This is a genomic window from Arcicella rosea (assembly GCF_040543805.1).
In the GTDB taxonomy this organism is placed as follows: Bacteria; Bacteroidota; Bacteroidia; order Cytophagales; family Spirosomataceae; genus Arcicella; species Arcicella rosea.
The window spans coordinates 11,708-31,294 of the sequence record NZ_JBEUMS010000018.1; the positions used below are offsets into that span (position 1 = coordinate 11,708).

Consider the following 19,587-nt stretch of genomic DNA (forward strand, 5'->3'; position numbering starts at 1 on the left):
CCCTTAATGCTAAATACAAGTACCATAACGCCTAAGTGAAATGGCATAAAACACTCTGTTACCGAAGATTATCTTATTAGATATACACAGGGTATTGCTTTTTTTCTTTGGGAAGATTATACATTGGGTGAATATAGAGACTACATAATACAGAGTAAAGAATATTTTCTACATCAACAAATATCAAAAAATATAGAACAGAATGCTTTTGTGCAGTGGAAGCATAACCAAATGTATATTGCCTTAGGGTTTGCGTTAAATGTAATAAATAGTTCAGGTAGCCACTACAAAGAAGTGGAAATGCAAGATATTACCAAATTTGGACAAGTATTGAAAATCCATAATGCAGTACTTCGAGAGATTATTTTATGTTGAAGATAATGTAGAAGCGTGCTAAGCTCGCATTTGGGTATAATATAAGTATATGATTTTATTCTATTTGAAGTCAATAAGAATACTCTTTTTACAAAAATCAAACTTTCATAGGTTTGGTAAATGAACAATATAAGCAATGAATCCTTACTTATATTGTTCATTTGCCAAACCTAATCTCTTCTGAATTTTTTCTCTTAAGAGTCTAGGCTCCAATACTTCCATTCCATCTCCAAAGCCTAGAATTTCCCTTTCAAGTTCAAAGTTGAGCTGTACTTTTATTTCGATAATTATTCCTTTATGATTCCTTTCAATTACTTGCTGTGAATGATGAAGTGGTTTTGTTTCTACATAAGGAGCATGAAGATTCGATACCTGAATACGTACTCTACTGTTTCTAATATTATTACTAACCGTTGCACCAATTACATGATAATAATACAACTCAGGGCTATATCTTAAGTTTTCGATATAAGGAAGTTGTGCGTCAACTTGTAAATCCAAGATTCTATCAAGGGCCAAATTGCTAATAGTGTCTTTAGAGTGTTTAACACCTACTGCAAACCATCTATTTTTATATTCCTTCAGCCACCATACATGAAAATGAAATTGGTTAGCATCTCTCGCTTTAAATGATTTGTAATTGATACATACTGCTTTTTTCTGAAGGATAGCTTGATAAATGGTATCTAAGTAACTAAGCCCTCGCAAATTTTCATTCTTCTCAAAGTCAATTACCGATGCTCTTTTTTCTTTATTACTATAAATATGTTCTTCAAGCTTATTGACTACTTCACTGAGTTGGTTGAAGTGTGAAAAACCTTTGAATTGCTTCAACATGTCAAGTGCTTCGTTCATTCTGGAAACATCTGCACCGGTCAAAGGCGTTTTTGTGATACTAAAATTGGGGTCTTCGTAAGTATAAAATTTTTTGTCGATAACAATAATCGGTGCTTCATAACCCAATTTTTCACTTCTCATCATTTGTATATCAGCCTGAATACTTCTTTTGCTGATTCCTTTACGGATTCCTTCATACTCATAAAGAGCCTCCGAAACACTTTCTATCAAGTCTTCCAAAGTCCATTTTCTGTGACGGTTCTGCAAACAAGTATCAATGGTTTTATAGCGAATTAAGGCATTTCTATTAGCAGGCATAACTTTGAGTTGTGAATTATGAGTGATGAGTTTTTTTGAAATATTTTACTAAAAATAGAAAATAATTTTTGCTACGCAAAAAGACTGCGTTGTGGGCTTGCAACTTTGTAGTGTCATCAAAAGAGAAGTGTATATTATTCTTTTAATGATAAAACTCGTATGAAAATTTTAAAATCACTTATTGAAAAGTAAATAACACAATGAACATTTTAACAGAAGAAAAAATCGTCCAAGAAGATTTACAAGCCTTGGGCGTACAATCAGAGGAAGCTTTAGCTAAGTTTTCAAGAGTTGCTGGCGGCTTAATAAGTAATGGTGTATATCCAAAAGTACAAGTGCTATTGATGTTTGCCCAAATGATAGAATCACCCAAGAAGTTTTCGTTTTCTAAAAATAAACTGACTAATCTAGCACTTTATACCAAGCATCTAAAGGAAATAGGTCAAGAAATCATATTGAGTGATTATGGTAAATCATTAATCGAAGCAGAGAATGCTAAACCTAAGTTTGAATTGACCAAAATAGGTCGCCAAGCAAATGTTGATGTAGATTTACGGGAAGAAGCGTTAACCTATAAAATTTACGGAGCGAATCAAATCGAACAAGGAGCTTTAGACCAAATGCAAACTGCCATGAAATTACCAATTTCGGTAGCAGGAGCGTTGATGCCCGATGCTCATCAAGGTTATGGTTTGCCGATTGGTGGCGTATTGGCGACTACTGCCAACACCATTATTCCTTATGCTGTCGGCGTGGATATTGCTTGCAGAATGTGCATGAGTATCTTCGATTTGCCAGTCAATATGATTCAAAAAGAAGATAAATTGTTAAAAAAAGTACTGATAGAAAACACATTTTTCGGAATAGGAGCAGAATCAGGAAAGAAATTTGATGATTCATTATTCGATCGTTCGGAATGGGGAGCGATTAAAATTACCCGTGATTTGAAAGACAAAGCTTACAGACAATTGGGTACTTCTGGAACAGGAAATCATTTTGTGGAATGGGGCGTTTTAGAGATTTTAGCAGAAGACGATTTAATGAATTTGCCTAAAGGTTCATACTTAACTTTACTTTCACATTCTGGTTCAAGGGGTTTGGGAGGCAATATTGCGAATCATTATTCAAAAATTGCCATGAACAAAACTCGCTTACCAAAAGAAGCCAAACATTTGGCTTGGTTGGATATGAATACCGACGAAGGACAAGAATACTGGTTGGCAATGAATTTAGCAGGTGACTATGCCTCGGCGAATCACCACGAAATTCACAATAAAATTGCCAGAGCGATGAATCAAAATCCTTTGAAACGCATTGAAAATCACCATAATTTTGCTTGGAAAGAACAATTGGCAGATGGAACAGAAATTATGGTGCATAGAAAAGGAGCAACACCAGCAGGAGCAAATGACTTAGGTATTATTCCTGCTTCAATGACTCAGCCAGGTTTTGTGATTCGTGGAAAAGGGATTGATGAGGGTATTAATTCAGCTTCGCACGGAGCAGGACGGAAGATGTCGAGAACCAAAGCTTTTGGAATGATTACCAAGAATGATTTAAAAGATGCCCTTGACAAAGCAGGCGTACAGTTGATTGGTGCAGATTTGGACGAAGCACCACAAGCCTACAAGGACATCAATAAAGTAATGGCTTCGCAAGAAGAATTGGTAAAAGTATTAGCGAAATTCTCGCCAAAAATCGTAAGAATGGCAGACGGACGTGAAAAAGCCGAAGATTAACAAAACGCTTGGTAGGATTATTCTTATCAAGCGTTTTTGTTTCCCTAACTATGACATTTTGAAGCAATGATTTTATTACTAATATTACTCTAAGTCATGTCATTTATAACGATTAAAATGGCATGACGCTAAATGCAAGAGCCATGTATAAAGATTAAAATGCCATATATCAAGATTGAAATGGCATAATACTAAATGTAAGTGACAATTATAAAGATTAAAATGGCATAACACTAAATGTAAGTATCATATATCAAGATTGAAATGGCATAACGCTAAATTCAAGTGACATATATCAGATGAGAATTCGCCGTTGTTAGTCTTTGTTCACCACCAACACCTGCCTAAGCAACACACTAAAAGACTATATTTCTATCACAAAAAGAGATAATTTTCTTCATCGAAGAAAAAAATAGTTTCAATAGAATCATCGGATGTTCTTTTTAATTTGAGTCGTAGGAGAGAACCTGCGACTAATTGTAGATATTGGCACAAAGAACCCCTATTTTGTCGCTTTTAGACCTTGTTTATTTACTGTTAAAGCTTAGGTTTGTGTATAAAGAATTTAAACTAAAAAACTATGGCACTCATCAATCCTCACATTAACTTTAACGGAAATGCCGAAGAAGCATTTAATTTTTACAAATCTGTATTTGGTGGAGAATTCGCAACGATTGTGCGTTTCAAAGACCTTGCTGGTCCTGAATTTACAGTCTCAGAAAATGAAGCAAACAAAATAATGCACATTGCTTTACCGATTGGCAACAACGTTCTAATGGCTAATGATGTCCCCGAAATTATGGGAAAAACAAACGAAAATGAACACAGAAGTAAAATTTCAATCAGTGCAGAAAGCAAAGAAGAAGCCGACAAATTATTTAACGGACTTTCAGAAGGCGGACAAATTGAAATGCCTATTGCCGACAGTCCTTGGGGGTCATATTTTGGGATGTTTAGAGACAAATACGGAATTGAATGGATGGTAGATTTTGACCCAAATTATAAAGGACAGATTTAACCGTAGCGTCACTTGTACCTAAAATGAATTCTGTTTTTAACCGAATAAAGTATTACGAATTACTGCTTTTCTACTAGTTCAGAAAGACAAGTAGAAGAGTTGATAAATTGTTTGTTACTCATGGCATGACTCTGAGTCATGCCATGAGTTTAAATACATCTACAATCAATCCTCAGCACCTTCAAATCCCCCCTTTTACAGCTTTCAAACCCCAACAACAATTTACTGAGGGAAATGTGCTAATTTTGTGTTTGTATTTTTATTTATATTACACGCATGACAAAAGAGCAAAACGATATAGAAATTCTTCCTTCCAATCAATCACTTCCTACGATGGAAGCCTTTTATACGCTTCAAGGCGAGGGTTTTCACCAAGGTAGAGCCGCTTACTTTATCCGCTTGGGCGGTTGCGATGTTGGCTGTCACTGGTGCGATGTGAAAGAATCTTGGGATATAAACGCACATCCAAAATTAAGTATTAGTCAAATCGTGGCGGAGGCTTCTGCTCACGAAGGACGTTTGGCAGTAATCACAGGTGGTGAGCCTTTGATGCACAATTTAGATGAACTCACTGAAGCTTTGCATCAAGCTGGTTTTGAAACCAATATAGAAACATCAGGCGTTTGTGAACAAGTAACAGGTGCTTGGGATTGGATTTGTTTTTCACCTAAAAAATTCAAATCGCCTAATCCTGATATTTATACAAAAGCGCATGAATTGAAAGTAATCATTTTCAATCAATCAGATTTCGAATGGGCTGAAAGCTTTGCAGCGGTGGTTTCTCCAGATTGTATGTTATACCTTCAACCTGAATGGAGTAGAATGGAACAAATGCTTCCACAAATCATTGAGTACATCAAGAACAATCCGAAGTGGAGAATTTCGTTACAAGTTCATAAATTTATGGATATTCCTTAGTAATCGAATGAGTTAATAGCGCATAATTAGGTGTACAAAATGTTTCTTTTCATTAGGGTGGGACTTAAGTCCCACCCTAATGAATTTAGATTTGAGCAATCGTTTTTATCCTAAAAACTTTTATTCATTTACTTAAATTCTTTTGCTCTATTAAATTTTTCAGACATGAGATACTTTCTTTTACTCTTCGTTTTATTTGTTTGTAATTCTCATTCAAAAGCTCAAAATGCGCTGTCTTCAACCAATAAAAAAGCTCTTGAGGCTTACCAAAAAGGTTTAAAAGCATTACAAGAACGCAACATTGAAATGGCTTTCAATGAATTTGAAGAAGCCATTGAAAAAGATAATTTATTTGCAGAACCTTACTTCCATTTAGCCAAATTGTACGAACAAAGTCGCCAATTTGGCAATGCCATACTCAATTATGAAAAAGCTGTAAATACCCAAGAAAAAAGCTCTGTTACCGAAATCGCTTCGCAGCAAGTAGGACAATTATACCTCAAAAAAGGAGATTACCCAAAGGCTTTAGTTTATCTGGAAAAAGGACTTCCCGCTGTTGCAGTTTCCAATCAAAAACGATATTTTGCTCGTTTAGAAAGCTGTAAGTTTGCCCTTAAATCTTTAGAAAATCCGCTAAAAATTACACCTGTCGAATTGCCCAAAACTGTCAATCGTTTTGATTCTCAATATTTCCCCGTACTTTCTGCGGACCGTGAAACGCTAATTTTTACGGGTCAACAAGATAAAGACGAAAATCTTTATCAATCTGTTTTCAAAGACAGTACTTGGTCTGTTCCTGTTTCAATTTCAGATAAAATCAATACGCTTGAAAATGAAGGAACGGCTTCGATTTCTGCGGATGGTAGAACTTTGGTTTTTACTTCTTGCGGTGGGAGAAGAGGCTTTGGAAGTTGCGATTTATTCATTGCTTATAAAGAAGGAAATGACTGGTCGGCACCACAAAATTTAGGAACAAATATTAATTCTGGCGAATGGGAATCTCAGCCTTCACTTTCTGCTGATGGTCGGACTTTATATTTCGTTTCTGACAGAAGAGGAAGTATTGGCAAGCGAGATATTTGGGTAAGTCAATTAGATTCAACCAATACTTGGACGAAAGCTATCAATCTTGGAAATACAATCAATACCGTTGAAGACGATCTTTCGCCTTTTATTCACGCCAATGGCAAAACACTTTTTTTCTCTTCCGAAGGACATGTGGGAATGGGTGGATTGGATTTGTTTTTTGCTGAAAATCAGCAAGGAAAATGGAGTACTCCAGAAAATTTAGGTTTCCCATTGAATACACATGAAGACCAAGTTGCCTTATTTATTAGTTCAGATAGCAAAAAAGCTTATTATTCTCTGGAAAGAAATCAAGATGATAAAATTCGTAGGGCAAAAATTGTAGAAATTACTTTGCCAGAAAGTTTACATGCTAAATTCAAACCTACTTTTTTCTTGAAAGGAGTTGTTACTGATGCACAAACCAAGCAAAAAATATCAGCTAACATTGAACTAGTATCATTGAAAGAGAAAGAAAAAATAGGTTTGTTCACTGCTGATAATCAAACAGGGATTTATACTTTCGTACTTACGGCTGGCAACGAATACGCCATTTTTGTGAATAAAAAAGGCTACTTTTTCAAGAGTATCAATGTAGATTTATCACAACAAATCGGAACGGATAAAATCCTTAATATTTCACTTGAACCTATTCAAAAGAATGCCAAAGAAATATTAAACAATATCTTTTTTGATACTGGAAAATGGGAGTTACAACCAGCGTCTATGATTGAATTGGATAAATTAACGCTTTTGCTGAATGAAAATAAAGGTTTACCGATTGAAGTTTCGGGGCATACTGACGATGTAGGAAAGGATGCTGAGAACTTAATTTTATCTCAGAAAAGAGCCAAATCTGTCAGAGATTATTTAGTGCAGAAAGGAATAAATCCTGCAATGGTGAAATCAGAAGGATATGGGAAAACCAAGCCACTTTTACCAAATACTTCCGCAGAAAATAGAAAACTAAACCGAAGAATAGAGATAAAATTTTTATAAAATGAATGTCAAAGAAGCCATTCCAGAACGATTTTCAAAAGAAAAATTTGCTATAATCATTGATTGGATTGATGGAAATCCAGCAAGATTTGATGAATTAATGACTGTTTTTTTTGAAGGAGATAGCAGAAAAAATCAGCATGCAGCCAATATTATGTCGCATTGTATTGACCGTTGGAGTTTTTTGATAATGCCTTATATTGAAAAAATGTTGTTGAATCTCAAGCAAGATAATTTGCATGATGCTATTAAACGTAATACGATTCGAGTGTTACAAACGGTTGAAATTCCTGAAGAATTACATGGAATTGCGGCAGATATTTGCTTTCAATACTTGAGTAACCATGAAGAAGCGGTTGCCATCAAAGCATTTTCAATGACGGTTTTGTCCAATCTCAGCAAGCATTATCCTGAACTTAAAAGTGAGTTAAAATTTATATTAGAAGAGCAATTACCATATCAATCTCCAGCATTTAAGAATCGAGCATTAAAGATTTTGAATCAGCTTTGAGTGTGAAAGCATATTTTTAATCTCAGAATTTCAGTAGTTTAAACTTGCTTTATACTTTTGACATAAAGTATTACATATCCTAAAATAACTAAGAAAATGTCTGAAATTTCTCGTCGTGATTTCCTTTATCAAGCAGGTTTATTAGCTTCTGCTTCTCTGTTTTCTTTTGAAAGTCTGGCTAAAGTACCTAATCTTCAATTAGCATATTCTGCCATTACTTGGGGTGGCAAAGACCTTGATGCTATGAAAGATATTACTTCATTAGGCTTTAAAGGCGTTCAATTAAGAGCCAATGCCTATGATACCTATAAAACCAAAGTACAAGAATTGAAAGATATAATCTCTTCTAATGGTTTGTCTTTAGCGATGTTTTCTAGTGGAAATGTTGAGATTGACCCTGCTAAAGAAGCAAGTACTATTGATTATCACGTAGCTCATGCAAGTTTTGTAAAAGCGTTGGGTGGAAACGCTATTCAATTAACTAATTCTGTGCGTCCGAAAGATAGATTGCCAACAACCGATGAGTTAAAACGTTTGGCTTTCGTTATGAATGAGATTGGAAAACAAACGGCTGATTTAGGAGTACAAGCGGTGTATCATAATCACATGCACCAATTAGGAGAAACCCCCGAAGAAGTAGATGTAATTGTACAGGCGATGAATCCTAAATACATAAAATTATTATTGGATGTTGCTCATTATCATCAAGGAGGAGGTATTCCTGCAAAGGCAGTTTTACAATATAAGGACATCATTGGAGCATTGCATATTAAAGATGTAAAGAGTCCTTTGGCAGATAAGCCTAATGACCCCAAAGCTTATAAATTTGTAGAATTAGGACAAGGAAATGTAGATTTGAAAGCGGTCTTTGATAATCTCGAAAAGATTAAGTACAAAAAATGGGCAATCGTAGAACTAGATGGCGTACCAGAGAAAACACGTACACCTTTGCAATCAGCAGAAATCAGTAAAGCATTTTTAAAAGATACAATCGGCTTTAAGATTTAATTAATTGTATTTGAATAACTTTAGCAGCTTAGACAAATTGCTAGATTTGTCTAAGCTAAAATTGACAATATTTTACTCCTTGTTATTATTTTTCTCTGGTATTTCTTATTATCTCTCCTCAAGAAATCACTCCCCTAATTTTTACAAAGTTGAATATGCTAAATCTTTGATGGCATGCTCTCGTATATTTATCGAAGTTCAAAGAAATAATAAATCTTTCTAAAAGAAAGTTGGAACTATCTTTTCTCCATTCATCTGGGCATTTATTGGTTGTTCCGACAAATGAATCTCCACGATAGGATTAACTAATCATATTGATGCTTTTCAATGGTGCTTTAAAAACTTATAGAACAATAAACAGGGATGCTTCTTGGTTAATAGATGGATAGATAAAACGCTTGTTTTTGAGTTTATAGATATTTTACAAGTGAGGAAATACTTTGTTTTTTAACTGTAAAAACATTGGTAAACGGGGTATAATTATTTATTTTTATAATCTAATTGTAAATATTATCCTATATGAAATATGAAATTAGCTCACTTAATATTAACTTATACTGACCCAAAGCAGACTGAAAGAATGATTATGAATCTGTGGCATCCAGACTCAGATTTTTATATTCATGTCGATGAAAAAATAGATATAAAGCCTCACCTATATTTAAATGATATTAAAAATGTTTATCTAATCAAAAATCGAGTTGAAGTAAGATGGGCTGGATATAATACTGTTAAAGCTACTTTTAGTTGTATTAAAGAAATTGAAGCAACAGGAAAAAAGTATGATTATATCAACTTTATGAGTGGACAAGAGATTATCCAATTAAACCTTTAGAATATATTTTAGCGTTTTTGAAAGCTAATCAAGGAAAACAATTTATCGAAGCCATTAATATTGAACAGGATGTAAAGGAAGACATTCCAAAACTAAATCGTTTTCATTTAGTTAACTTTACATTCAGAGGAAAATATAAGCTTGAATGGCTAATTAATATTTTTCTTGCTCCAAGAAAAATACCTAAAGAACTTACTATTTATGGCAAGGCAATGTTTTGGACTTTAACGCAAGATGCTGCTAATTATGTAGTAAAAACAGTTGAAGGAAATAGAAAATTTTTAAATTTCTTTCTATATAGTTGGGGCTGTGACGAGTTTGTTTTTCAAACTATTTTAATGAATTCTTGTTATCGAGATGCCATAACAAATAATCATGTAATATATTTAGATTGGTCGGCTGGGGGATCACATCCCAAAACGCTTGGTGTTGAAGATTTTGATAGTTTAATGAAGTCGGAACATCTTTTTGCTAGAAAATTTAAAACTAGCCATGATGTTGAAATCCTTAATTTAATAGATAAACACATACACAATAATAAATGGCTGAACTCTTAACATTAAAAACTTTTCACGATAACAGAGGTTCATTAACGGTTCTAGACCGTATCATTCCATTCGAAGTAAAAAGATTGTTTTATATATATGGTGTTGATGAATCATCAAGAGGGGGGCATAGGCACCATGAAACAAGGCAAGCCGCTATTTGTATTCAAGGTTCTTGTGAAATTGTAAACCACAATGGAGAAAAACAAGAGATGTTTTTATTGGATACTCCTGATAAATGCCTCATTCTTGAACCGAGAGATTGGCATATCATGCAAAACTTTAAACCCAATACCATTTTATTAGTATTAGCTTCAACTGCATTCGACCCATCCGATTACATTTTTGAACCTTACGATGCTTAGAGTATTCCAAATTTTTCTGAATATAATTTTGAGTATCCAGAAAAAATTTGAAACAAGCTCATTAGTATTTTATAAGCCAATATTTACTCCTACATTAAGTGCATTGCTTCGCATATATGATTTTAGCTCTTGATTTTGTACCCAAGTGTTGAATGAATTTTGGGTTGAACCTTCTACATGCAAGCCTAACTTTGGTGCAAATTGCCAGCGTATCCCAAGTCCAGCACGAATGCCAAAAACAAAATCAGAGGCATTTTCAAGATGATTGCTCGTGTAGTCAATTCTTGCTTTTTCATTTACTGCTAAAGACGAAGATAGCATCATACGAGCATCGTTGGCAATATACGTATAAGAGGTTTGTCTTTGAAAAACAAAATCAGCAACAGTATAAAGTTGAAAATTGAGGTATTTTTTCTTTTTACTTTTGAAAGATATAAGATCATTCTGAGTGGAAAGTGCCAAGGAATAAGTCTTCATCGTATGATTTTCTGAAAGGAATACATCCCTTGTAGTATCTAAAGTATTAGGCACTTTTGTAATAAAACCACCAAATCTATTAACGGGAATGTTAACTGTACCTGTCGGTAAAATTGCACTATAATATTGTGTGCCATTTTTGGTCGTTAAATTTAATTTAGGCGAGGTCCAAAAACTACTCCAAATAGGTAAATAAACGTACGGGGCACCCACATCATAAGTATTGTAGCTGAAGCTTATGCCCATTCTTGATCTTTTGGTGAGCTTCCAAGAAACATTAGCCTTAAAATTATATCCTTTTCCTTTTTCAGGATATAGGTTTGTTCCTGTCATAGATTTATCAGATTTAAAAGTCCATTCATTCCAAAGAGAGCCATAATCAAAGGAAATAATGGGGTGTTTTAAACTGAATTTAGAACCTGTACTTTCAGGTTTGTTTTCGTCTTTTCCTTCATCTGACAATGACTGAATTGGGCGAATTTTTCCAATGAGGTTTTTATGGTTTTTGAATGATAAGTCTTTTAAAACTAGGTCTTTGTGACTGAGTATTTGCAGCTTGTTATTAATTAACTTATTGTCTGTAGTAAGTATTTCTCCATTATTATTGCCCATTGCTACTGATGTTTGATTTACAGAATTATTCAATCTAGTATCAACAATTGTAGGAATATTAATACTTAATAAGTTTTTTGATTTTCTATGAATCGTAGCATTGACAGATTTTTTCTCAACATGATTAACAACATTAAGTAAATTACTTCTTGAATTTTCTACGTCATCTTTTTCAGTCTTAACATCATTTTCTGAACTGTTTTTTATGGTTGTTTCTCCAGATTGATTAGCTAATACTTGTTGTTTTGAATAGATTTCTCTAGCATGCAAAGTAATCTCTTGATGATGTTTTTCAACTACTTCATTATCTGTTAAAAACCATAAAGCAATGCCAGCAGTAATGATAATTCCCAACGATAAAAGAGTATATTTAAGTAAAGGTGTTATTCCTATACTTTCCTTAGCAATGGTTTCCGCAGCGATATTACTCCATAGATTTTCGGGTGGAGGGAAAGCTTGATTTTCAAGAGACTTTCTGAAAAAGCTATCTAATTTATTTTCTTGGTTATTTTCCATTGTCTTCTTTATTTCGTTACTCCCGATAATTTTTTCTGTAAAATTCTTCTGGCATCAGCCAAATTAGATTTAGAAGTACCTTCGCCAATGCCCAATTGTTCGGCAATTTCTCGGTGTTTCAGTCCTTCAAAAACATAGAGGTTAAACACTAATCTGTATGACGGCGGTAATTCTTGAATCAATTGCAAAATTTCTTGATTGGATAAATAACCAAGAATATCGTCTTCACTTTCTATGTCAAAAACCTCTTCGCTGTCTTCAAAAGCAATGTTTTTCCATTTGGTTTTACTTCTAAAATATTCTAAAGCGGTGTTGACTACCACTCGTTTTGCCCAACCTTCAAAAGAACCTTCGTTTCTAAAGTTTTTCAGTTGATGATAAATCTTGATAAAACTTTCTTGTAAAATGTCCTTTGCTTCATCTTTATCCGCAGCATAGCGCAAGCATACACCAAACATTTTTGGCGCAAGGGCTTGGTAAATCTTCTCGAAAACAAGATGATTTCCTTCTTGAAACTGTTCTATGAATGATGAGAGTTTATCAGGCATAATTTTAAACGAATAGCTAAGAAATCGGTTTCTAAAGATAAGATGGAATTTGAGATGAAATGGTGGGTTGGGAGGGGATAATTTTTTCTGGGGACTTTAGGACTTTAAGACTTTAGGACTTAAGGATTTAAAGATTTTGGACTTAAAGATTTTAAGGTATGTTGAACAACTTACTTAATTTGTAGGTTCACTATATAGATTTTCTAGCAATGAAGGATTATACTTTGTGAATGAATAGCTTAATATAATGAAATCATATTCTCCTTCAGTTCCAATTCCTAAAGTCTTGAAATCTTCCAGTCCTAAAGTCCCCAGAAAAATGAAACCCATCAAACCAACACGCTCGTTTTCTAATGAATTAATGGACAGACTTCGCCAAACTGGTGATGAAGTAGCCGATAATATCATTCTACAAGTATTTCAGCAAACAGAGATGGCTGGACTGCGTGATTTTTTTAAATGGCTTAATACCAATGAAACGGAATATCCTTTAGCAATTGTCAACGATTTTGTGAATCAAAAACCAGAATTACCAGACTTTGCTGATTGGAAAGTAATGCAAAAAGGAATGAATTTCTTCCAAGAAAATCAAGAGCGAATCGGCATTATGTTGGCTTGTTTGGCTTTGCCTTATTGTTATGCAGGAGCAGACGGAGCGAGAGTATTGGCAAAATCACAAAGAATTCAGAATGATACTTTAAAACGATTAGAAGAAACAGGCGAGTTTATCTTTACAGTTATGCAAGAAAAAAACTGGCAGAATGGAATTGCTTTCCGTAAAATATTAAAAGTAAGATTAATGCACGCTGCCATTCGTTTTTTCTCTGAATATCACGGCTCTTGGGATAATACTTGGGGAAAACCTGTAAACCAAGAAGATATGGCAGGCACAAACGGAGCTTTTTCTTATATCGTAATTCGTGGATTGAGGAAATCGGGAAAAACACCTGCTGAAAGTGAAGAGGAAGCTTATTTACACCTTTGGAATGTAATCAGTAATATCATGGGTGTTGAAAAAGCGTTGATTCCGAATAATCTAAGAGAAGCTTTTACGCTAGATAAAGTAATTGCCAAACGCCAATTCCGACCATCAGAAGAAGGTAGATTATTGACTAAAGCCTTACTCCAAACCTTAGAAAGTTTTGTTCCTAACCCTTTATTAAAATCTTTTCCAGCTGCACAAATGCGTTTTTTATTGGGGGATGAAGTAGCAGATTTGTTGGGTATTCCAGCCGTTCCTTTTGAAAGTAAATTGATACCTTTTATCCCGAATCAACTATTGTTTAAGCCTGCTGAATAATGATTTTTATCACTAGAACTTAATTCCAGCCCAAATGATAAAAGCGAATTTAAATTTTCTTCTTTCCAACCTTATCATGAAATTTTAAGTAAATCGGAAGTGCCGCAGAACCATACCAAGGATATATCTCGGCTTCTAACAGTTTTTCTTTAATTGCTGGGTCGGTTATTAATAATTCGTTGGCTTCGGTGATGGTTTTTACATTCAGGATAAAAATTCCTCGATATGTTTTATCGTTTTTCCCTAAAGGTCCTGCAACTACCAATTTCCCTAAGGATGCCAGTCGTCCGATATTGGCTAAATGTCCTCTGAATAAACTATCTACTGTTGCTTTATTGTCAATTTTATTGGGGCCCGTTTTTAACATCACCAAAATATAGCTTTTCATTCCATAGTCATCAGCTCCCAAGGAGTCTGCTAATTTCTTATCATAATCAGGATTATCTGCCTGACAAACGGCTGTAAAGCAAAAGCTAAACACCAAGAAGAAAGTAAAAATGTATTTCATAATGAAGGATGTTTACTTGCTGTTAAGAAATATTCAAATTTAGATAAGCGCTTTACTCCAATTCCTCTACATATTTTTTAAAATTATCTATCACTGCTTGTGTAAAGGCTTTTTGTTCGGGAATTGGCGTTTCGGCTTCAGGGTCGAAGGTTTCGATGAGAATGGTTTCATCGCCATTTGGTTTGAATATATTGATTACTTTTCTATTATCGAATAAAGTAGATTCAATGTATTCGTTGATAATTATTTTATCATAAGTACCCGTAAAATCAAAAGCTACACTACCGTCTTTTGCTTTCATTTTATAGATAAACTTTCCATTATCTTTTAAATCTATGGTCACACTAGTAGTTTCCCAATCTTCCGAAGGATTATTCCATTGAATAATGTCGGCTGGAGTAGTCCAATACTTCCAAACCTTTTCTATCGGAGCTTTGATGATTGTTTGTACAGTGAGTGCTTCCATTGTTAACGATTCCGAGTTAATTGTTTTTTAAATATACATGAATAATGATTTCAATATTCTTCAATGTAAGAAAATAAAAACACTTTCTTTTTCCTTACCCCACAGGTTTGCATGGGTTTACAAAGATATTTTTTACTTTTATCCCAAATACTTTTTTCAACATTCTCAACAATGAATATCAACAAGAACCATTTTGAACAAAATACTTATGATGCTATAGTGGTAGGTTCTGGAATTAGCGGAGGTTGGGCTGCGAAGGAACTTACTCAAAAGGGATTAAAAGTTTTAGTATTGGAACGTGGACGAAATATCGAACACGTAAAAGATTATAAAACCGCCTTGACCGACCCTTGGAATTTTGAACATGGCGGAAAAGCTCCCCTCGATATTATTGCCAAACATCCCATTCAAAACCGTACTGGTTTTACCATCACCGAATCTACTCACGAACATTTTGTAAACGATTTAGAAAATCCATATCTCGAAACCAAGCGTTTTGATTGGATTCGTGGATACCATGTCGGCGGGCGTTCTTTGATGTGGGGAAGGGTTTCTTTACGTTGGAGTGATATAGATTTTGAAGCAAATTTGAAAGAGGGCATCGGAATAGATTGGCCTATTCGTTATAAAGATATTGCTCCTTGGTATAGCTATGCAGAAAAGTTTGCTGGCATTTGCGGTACTCGTGATGGACTCCCGCATTTACCCGATGGCGAGTTCCAACCGCCGATAGAATTTACTTGTGCCGAAGAACATTTCTCGAAAACAATTCGGCAGAAATTTCCTAATCGCTATTTGATTCATGGTCGTGGGGCACATATTACGCAACCTACTGCCGAACAGACCGCTCTTGGGCGAGCTTCTTGTCAGTCACGAGATATGTGTATGCGTGGTTGTCCCTTTGGTGCATACTTTAGTTCTCAAGCCGCTACTTTGCCTGCTGCCCAAAAGACCGGAAATCTTACGGTTCGTCCGCATTCTATCGTCAATTCAATTATTTATGATGAACAAAAGAAGAAAGCCAAAGGCGTAAGAGTAATTGATGAACGCACAGGTGAATGGCATGAGTTTTTCGCCAAAATCGTTTTTCTGAATGCTTCTGCTTTGGGTTCTACTTTTATTTTGTTGAATTCTACTTCAAACCGTTTCCCGAATGGGATGGACGATAGTGGTCAGCTTGGGCATAATTTGATGGATCATCATTTCAGAATTGGCGCTTATGGCGAAACCGAATTGTTTAAAGATAAGTACTATAAAGGACGAAATCCAGTAGGCGGTTATGTGCCACGTTTCCGTAATATTGGTACAGATAAACGTGATTATCTGCGTGGTTTTGGCTACGAAGGTGGTGCAAGACGATACAGACAGTGGGCAGAAGAGGAGGAATTTGGGGCTTCGCTCAAAAATAAACAAACGCAAATTGGCAACTGGAGTATGGATTTGGGCGGTTTCGGAGAATGCTTGCCTTACTACGAAAACAAAGTAGAACTCTCTAAAGAAATTACCGACAAATGGGGGCAACCTGTTTTAAGAATGGATGCCGAGTTTAAGGAGAATGAATTGAAAATGCGGGTGGATATGAAAAACGATGCCGCTGAAATGCTAGAAGCGGCGGGTTTTAAAAATGTGAACGCTTATGACGAGATGAGTTATCCGGGTTTGGGAATTCATGAAATGGGAACTGCCCGCATGGGTCACGACCCTAAAACTTCGGTACTCAACAAATGGAATCAGGTGTGGGCTTGCAAAAATGTGTTTGTGACGGATGGCGCTTTTATGACTTCGGCATCTTGTGTAAATCCATCGCTTACTTATATGGCAATGACTGCCCGTGCTGCCGATTATGCGGTGAAAGAATTAAAAAAAGGAAATTTATAAACAACCAAATTCAATCCATGAAAACTATTCGCTTGATGATTGCCCTTTTGATGTGTACTAGCTTTGCTTCGCATACTTTTGCTCAAGATACACCCAAAAAAGGAATTGAAATTCTTTCTTACAACCACGTTGGTTTAGCCGTGAAAGATTTGAAAGTAAGTGCTAAATTCTATCGTGAAATTATCGGTTTGTCGCCTGTGGATGTGCCAGATAATTTATTGGCGATTAGGAGATGGTTCAAGATTGCACCCGGACAAGAATTACATTTACTATTGGGCAGAGAACAACCAGTAGCAAACAATGATAAGAACGGAGCACATTTCTCTTTATCAATCCCGACAAATTCTGCGGATGGAATCGAAGAGTTTTTGAAGGCAAACAATGTGGCGTATCACAGACAAAAGCGTTTTGATGGCGCATTTCAAATTTATGTAACCGACCCAGACGGTTATGTGATTGAACTTAATGAGCCGAAGAAATAAAAGCGTTTGAAGTACCGTCTTTCTCATTAGCAGGCGATTTAAATCGCCCGCTAATGAGAAAGAAAGGAGATAAAGATTTCATTAGATGATTTTTCTTTGCTTTTAGGTGATACAGGTCAGCAACCGAAGTTGCTGACCTGTTTTTGTTTTAGCCTGTTTAGAAATACATGTATCTATACTATTTCTGTTAAGAAATGATTAGAAATTTCTGTATCTATAATATTTCTATTGGAAAATGATTAGAAACATCTGTATCTATATTATTTCTATTAGAAAATGAATAGAAACATTTGTATCTGTATTATTTCTATTGGAAAATGATTAGATACATGTGTATCTGTATTATTTCTATTGGAAAATGATTAGAAATATGTGTATCTATATTATTTCTATTGAAAAATGATTAGAAATGATGTTAGCTACTCTGCTTCAGTTAGTTATAGAATAAAAAAATCGTCATGAAGTAAACTATTTAAAGCCAAACTCCGTTTTCTTGGAAAATGTCAATATAAATAGTTTGAAACATGATACATACCTCAAAAATCTACCACTATTCCAACGCCTCAACCATTGGTTTTCTGGAAAATGTTATCTCCATTTGTAAAACGTTGAATCAACCAACTACAGAAGTAAGTCAAAAAATGGCGGAACTCTCTTCCGAAATAGAACAACTCTGCTTGATTTTCTCAACAGCCAGAAAGAACCCGCACACTGAAGATTTAAAGGAGCTGGATACTCGTAGAAATCAGCTAACGCAAGGCATCAGAGAAATTGCAACAAGCTATTTAAAGCACTTTGATACTGACTATCGAGAGGCCGGAAAAAGTATTTTGAGAACCTTTGCCAAGTATGGAAAGCAAATAGAGAAAAGGAAATATTACGACCAAACCGAGATAACGAATAGCCTGATAAGGGATTTTGAAAATGATGAAAGTCTGAGCCAAGCCATTACTAAACTACATTTATCAGACTGGCTTCAAGCCTTGAAAACAGATAATTTGGCATTTAATAGTTTGTACATAATGATGGTAATGTCAAAAGTAAACTTACCTGAAAAGAATTTCAAGGAAAGTAAAACGATAGCGATAGCACGATTCAAAAGCCTTTTTAATCTATTAAAAGCCCTAGAAATGGTATATCCCACAGCAGATTATGGCAATATTATCAAGGAAATTGAAGAATTGACTAAAAAATACAATGTGGCAAGACCGAAAAGAGGAGGGAAGGAGTAAAGAGAGTTTTCAACAAGAGTCATCCCGAATTTTAAAAGCATAAAAAAGCGGTCAAAATTAGTTCTTTGACCGCTTTTTGTGATTGATTAGCAACGAATTCCTACTGTTTGAGCGAAGCGAGGCGGTTCGCCGCTGCGGTTACTTTTCTTTCATCAAGGAAAGAAAAGTAAGGACTAGACAATAATAAATAGAAAACCTTTCAAATTGTCCTTAAACTCACTTTTAAAAAAAATCGGGATGACTCATGTTGAAAGGAAAATATGTATGCTGTTAGTCCTAAAAATTAGGTTTCAACAAATACTTGGCATAAAAATCATCAATTACTTTCACAGCATCCGTCGGATTATCAACCAAAGAAACTAATTCTAAATCATCAGGATTGATAGTTCCTTCGGGTACCATCGTTTCTTTAATCCATTCAAATAATCCGCTCCAATATTTTTTGCCAACCAATACCACAGGGAAACGCCCAATTTTCTGAGTTTGCATCAAAGTAAGCGATTCAAACATTTCATCAAGTGTACCAAAACCACCCGGCATGATGATGAAGCCTTGAGAATATTTTACAAACATTACCTTACGGACAAAGAAGTATTCAAAGTCGATACTTTTATCACGGTCGATATAATCATTCGGTTTTTGTTCAAAAGGTAATTCAATGTTCAAACCTACAGATTTTCCACCTTGTAATTTAGCTCCCTTGTTGCCTGCTTCCATAATACCTGGTCCACCACCAGTAATAACACCATAGCCGTGACGTACCAATTTAGAAGCAATTTCCTCCGCCATTAAATAGTAAGGATTATCGGGTTTTGTTCTTGCCGAGCCAAAAATCGAAACACAAGGACCAATCTTTGCTAATTTATCTACACCCTCTACAAATTCAGACATAATTTTGAAGGTTCTCCAAGATTCTTCTGAATGAATTTCCGCCCAAGTATGGTCAACGAAAGCTTTTTTTATTTTCTCATCATGCGTCATTAATTTCCCGCTCTCTCTGTCTGTCATAGCTTTTTGAATTTTAATCGTTAAAAA

19 protein-coding genes are annotated in these 19,587 nt (G+C 35.0%); 13 read left to right on the forward strand and 6 right to left on the reverse strand.

Annotation, left to right across the window (positions count from 1 at the left end):
- Positions 1-519: 519 nt before the first annotated feature.
- Positions 520-1,530 (reverse strand): helix-turn-helix transcriptional regulator, encoded by a 1,011-nt coding sequence (locus tag ABID42_RS20160; protein WP_367285195.1) that lies wholly within the window; start codon positions 1,528-1,530, stop codon positions 520-522.
- A gap of 200 nt (positions 1,531-1,730) precedes the next feature.
- Between ABID42_RS20160 and ABID42_RS20165 the strand changes: the two genes are divergently transcribed.
- The 9 genes from ABID42_RS20165 to ABID42_RS20205 all read left to right on the forward strand — a co-directional run bounded on the left by ABID42_RS20165 (position 1,731) and on the right by ABID42_RS20205 (position 10,533).
- The gene (locus tag ABID42_RS20165) at positions 1,731-3,269 is read left to right on the forward strand and encodes an RtcB family protein (RefSeq protein ID WP_367285196.1); all 1,539 of its coding nucleotides are present in this window, start codon (positions 1,731-1,733) and stop codon (positions 3,267-3,269) included.
- 580 nt (positions 3,270-3,849) lie between these two features.
- Positions 3,850-4,287 (forward strand): VOC family protein, encoded by a 438-nt coding sequence (locus tag ABID42_RS20170; protein WP_367285197.1) that lies wholly within the window; start codon positions 3,850-3,852, stop codon positions 4,285-4,287.
- Positions 4,288-4,563: 276 nt separating this feature from the next.
- Positions 4,564-5,205 carry a 7-carboxy-7-deazaguanine synthase QueE gene (locus tag ABID42_RS20175; RefSeq protein ID WP_435521488.1) on the forward strand — a complete coding sequence of 214 codons (642 nt, stop codon included), beginning with the start codon at positions 4,564-4,566 and terminating at the stop codon, positions 5,203-5,205.
- Between the two features lie 165 nt (positions 5,206-5,370).
- Positions 5,371-7,269 carry an OmpA family protein gene (locus tag ABID42_RS20180; RefSeq protein ID WP_367285198.1) on the forward strand — a complete coding sequence of 633 codons (1,899 nt, stop codon included), beginning with the start codon at positions 5,371-5,373 and terminating at the stop codon, positions 7,267-7,269.
- A gap of 1 nt (position 7,270) precedes the next feature.
- Entirely contained in the window at positions 7,271-7,780 is a 510-nt protein-coding gene (locus tag ABID42_RS20185; RefSeq protein ID WP_367285199.1) for a HEAT-like fold family protein, read from the forward strand.
- A gap of 96 nt (positions 7,781-7,876) precedes the next feature.
- Positions 7,877-8,788 carry a sugar phosphate isomerase/epimerase family protein gene (locus ABID42_RS20190; RefSeq protein WP_367285200.1) on the forward strand — a complete coding sequence of 304 codons (912 nt, stop codon included), beginning with the start codon at positions 7,877-7,879 and terminating at the stop codon, positions 8,786-8,788.
- 526 nt (positions 8,789-9,314) lie between these two features.
- Positions 9,315-9,623 carry a beta-1,6-N-acetylglucosaminyltransferase gene (locus tag ABID42_RS20195; RefSeq protein WP_367285201.1) on the forward strand — a complete coding sequence of 103 codons (309 nt, stop codon included), beginning with the start codon at positions 9,315-9,317 and terminating at the stop codon, positions 9,621-9,623.
- Positions 9,624-9,640: 17 nt separating this feature from the next.
- The gene (locus ABID42_RS20200) at positions 9,641-10,180 is read left to right on the forward strand and encodes a beta-1,6-N-acetylglucosaminyltransferase (protein ID WP_367285202.1); all 540 of its coding nucleotides are present in this window, start codon (positions 9,641-9,643) and stop codon (positions 10,178-10,180) included.
- Entirely contained in the window at positions 10,165-10,533 is a 369-nt protein-coding gene (locus tag ABID42_RS20205) for a sugar 3,4-ketoisomerase (protein WP_367285203.1), read from the forward strand. Before ABID42_RS20200 ends, ABID42_RS20205 begins: the two co-directional genes overlap by 16 nt.
- Before the next feature lie 69 nt (positions 10,534-10,602).
- On the opposite strand, the gene ABID42_RS20210 is transcribed toward ABID42_RS20205, so the two are convergent.
- On the reverse strand, positions 10,603-12,138 hold the full coding sequence (locus ABID42_RS20210) for a hypothetical protein (protein ID WP_367285204.1): 1,536 nt from the start codon (positions 12,136-12,138) through the stop codon (positions 10,603-10,605).
- A gap of 8 nt (positions 12,139-12,146) precedes the next feature.
- Positions 12,147-12,686, reverse strand: a complete 540-nt coding sequence (locus ABID42_RS20215) for an RNA polymerase sigma factor (protein ID WP_323689614.1) — start codon at positions 12,684-12,686, stop codon at positions 12,147-12,149.
- Positions 12,687-13,005: 319 nt separating this feature from the next.
- Here ABID42_RS20215 and ABID42_RS20220 point away from each other — a divergent pair, with 319 nt between their 5' ends.
- Positions 13,006-13,986 (forward strand): oxygenase MpaB family protein, encoded by a 981-nt coding sequence (locus ABID42_RS20220; protein WP_367285205.1) that lies wholly within the window; start codon positions 13,006-13,008, stop codon positions 13,984-13,986.
- A 49-nt stretch (positions 13,987-14,035) separates the two neighbouring features.
- Here the strand turns inward: ABID42_RS20220 and ABID42_RS20225 are convergent, their stop codons facing one another.
- On the reverse strand, positions 14,036-14,494 hold the full coding sequence (locus tag ABID42_RS20225; protein ID WP_367285206.1) for a YciI family protein: 459 nt from the start codon (positions 14,492-14,494) through the stop codon (positions 14,036-14,038).
- Positions 14,495-14,546: 52 nt separating this feature from the next.
- Entirely contained in the window at positions 14,547-14,960 is a 414-nt protein-coding gene (locus ABID42_RS20230; protein ID WP_367285207.1) for an SRPBCC domain-containing protein, read from the reverse strand.
- A 171-nt stretch (positions 14,961-15,131) separates the two neighbouring features.
- Here ABID42_RS20230 and ABID42_RS20235 point away from each other — a divergent pair, with 171 nt between their 5' ends.
- The 3 genes from ABID42_RS20235 (at position 15,132) to ABID42_RS20245 (ending at position 18,552) form a co-directional block, all read left to right on the forward strand.
- On the forward strand, positions 15,132-16,838 hold the full coding sequence (locus ABID42_RS20235) for a GMC oxidoreductase (RefSeq protein ID WP_367285208.1): 1,707 nt from the start codon (positions 15,132-15,134) through the stop codon (positions 16,836-16,838).
- 17 nt (positions 16,839-16,855) lie between these two features.
- Entirely contained in the window at positions 16,856-17,320 is a 465-nt protein-coding gene (locus ABID42_RS20240; RefSeq protein ID WP_367285209.1) for a VOC family protein, read from the forward strand.
- Between the two features lie 524 nt (positions 17,321-17,844).
- The gene (locus ABID42_RS20245; protein WP_367285210.1) at positions 17,845-18,552 is read left to right on the forward strand and encodes a DUF6261 family protein; all 708 of its coding nucleotides are present in this window, start codon (positions 17,845-17,847) and stop codon (positions 18,550-18,552) included.
- 276 nt (positions 18,553-18,828) lie between these two features.
- Here ABID42_RS20245 and ABID42_RS20250 read toward each other — a convergent pair whose 3' ends face one another.
- Positions 18,829-19,560: an LOG family protein gene (locus ABID42_RS20250; RefSeq protein ID WP_367285211.1), complete on the reverse strand. Its 732-nt coding sequence runs from the start codon at positions 19,558-19,560 to the stop codon at positions 18,829-18,831.
- Between the last annotated feature and the right edge of the window lie 27 nt (positions 19,561-19,587).

Excerpts from the sequence above, each read along its gene's own strand:
- ABID42_RS20160 (WP_367285195.1), bottom strand. The coding sequence starts at position 1,530 with ATGCCTGCTAATAGAAATGCCTTAATTCGCTATAAAACCATTGATACT.
- ABID42_RS20165 (WP_367285196.1), top strand. The coding sequence starts at position 1,731 with ATGAACATTTTAACAGAAGAAAAAATCGTCCAAGAAGATTTACAAGCC.
- ABID42_RS20170 (WP_367285197.1), top strand. The coding sequence starts at position 3,850 with ATGGCACTCATCAATCCTCACATTAACTTTAACGGAAATGCCGAAGAA.
- ABID42_RS20175 (WP_435521488.1), top strand. The coding sequence starts at position 4,564 with ATGACAAAAGAGCAAAACGATATAGAAATTCTTCCTTCCAATCAATCA.
- ABID42_RS20180 (WP_367285198.1), top strand. The coding sequence starts at position 5,371 with ATGAGATACTTTCTTTTACTCTTCGTTTTATTTGTTTGTAATTCTCAT.
- ABID42_RS20185 (WP_367285199.1), top strand. The coding sequence starts at position 7,271 with ATGAATGTCAAAGAAGCCATTCCAGAACGATTTTCAAAAGAAAAATTT.
- ABID42_RS20190 (WP_367285200.1), top strand. The coding sequence starts at position 7,877 with ATGTCTGAAATTTCTCGTCGTGATTTCCTTTATCAAGCAGGTTTATTA.
- ABID42_RS20195 (WP_367285201.1), top strand. The coding sequence starts at position 9,315 with ATGAAATTAGCTCACTTAATATTAACTTATACTGACCCAAAGCAGACT.
- ABID42_RS20205 (WP_367285203.1), top strand. The coding sequence starts at position 10,165 with ATGGCTGAACTCTTAACATTAAAAACTTTTCACGATAACAGAGGTTCA.
- ABID42_RS20210 (WP_367285204.1), bottom strand. The coding sequence starts at position 12,138 with ATGGAAAATAACCAAGAAAATAAATTAGATAGCTTTTTCAGAAAGTCT.
- ABID42_RS20215 (WP_323689614.1), bottom strand. The coding sequence starts at position 12,686 with ATGCCTGATAAACTCTCATCATTCATAGAACAGTTTCAAGAAGGAAAT.
- ABID42_RS20220 (WP_367285205.1), top strand. The coding sequence starts at position 13,006 with ATGAAACCCATCAAACCAACACGCTCGTTTTCTAATGAATTAATGGAC.
- ABID42_RS20225 (WP_367285206.1), bottom strand. The coding sequence starts at position 14,494 with ATGAAATACATTTTTACTTTCTTCTTGGTGTTTAGCTTTTGCTTTACA.
- ABID42_RS20230 (WP_367285207.1), bottom strand. The coding sequence starts at position 14,960 with ATGGAAGCACTCACTGTACAAACAATCATCAAAGCTCCGATAGAAAAG.
- ABID42_RS20235 (WP_367285208.1), top strand. The coding sequence starts at position 15,132 with ATGAATATCAACAAGAACCATTTTGAACAAAATACTTATGATGCTATA.
- ABID42_RS20240 (WP_367285209.1), top strand. The coding sequence starts at position 16,856 with ATGAAAACTATTCGCTTGATGATTGCCCTTTTGATGTGTACTAGCTTT.
- ABID42_RS20245 (WP_367285210.1), top strand. The coding sequence starts at position 17,845 with ATGATACATACCTCAAAAATCTACCACTATTCCAACGCCTCAACCATT.
- ABID42_RS20250 (WP_367285211.1), bottom strand. The coding sequence starts at position 19,560 with ATGACAGACAGAGAGAGCGGGAAATTAATGACGCATGATGAGAAAATA.